The sequence below is a fragment of the Aestuarium sp. genome (assembly GCF_023253315.1).
Classification (GTDB): domain Bacteria; phylum Pseudomonadota; class Alphaproteobacteria; order Rhodobacterales; family Rhodobacteraceae; genus Marivivens; species Marivivens donghaensis.
This window is the reverse complement of record NZ_JALRGW010000070.1, coordinates 1,209-1,602: the sequence shown is the minus strand read 5'-3', so window position 1 is coordinate 1,602 and position 394 is coordinate 1,209. Positions and strand designations below refer to the sequence as shown.

The following is a 394-nucleotide window of genomic DNA, read 5'->3' as shown; positions in this document are numbered from 1 at the left end:
ATTAACAGCCGTAGCCGTGTTACCCTGCAAAGCATCCGCAGAGAGGCCACCAGAGGCCGCTAGGACGCCTGTCTTGGTTTCTACCATGTTGTCCATGTATTGCAGCATTGGCAGCGTGCTGCCCGCTACAAACGGCACAGCCAACTCGCGGATTGCGCCAGGCTGCTTAACACGCACGATGCGACCAATCTCGTTGTTGAGCAAGTCGTCGTATTCCGCCATGCCGTCAACAACTTCCATTCCTGGGTTGTTGGTCAAGGCTACGTTGTCCAAGATGCCGCGCAGGATAGCGGTTGCCGCATCCTGCTCATCAATGATGATTTCAGCCAGAGAGCGTCCGTAGAACGAGTGCGGCTCTGGGTCAATCTCAAACTTGGCAAACGGGATTTCGTCG

The 394-nt window shown here is 55.3% G+C and carries 1 protein-coding gene; it reads right to left on the bottom strand.

Annotated elements, in window-relative coordinates; all coding sequences use genetic code 11:
- Positions 1-394: portal protein (locus tag AC1QQ2_RS14120; protein ID WP_479713611.1), on the bottom strand; the 394-nt coding region annotated here is incomplete at both ends.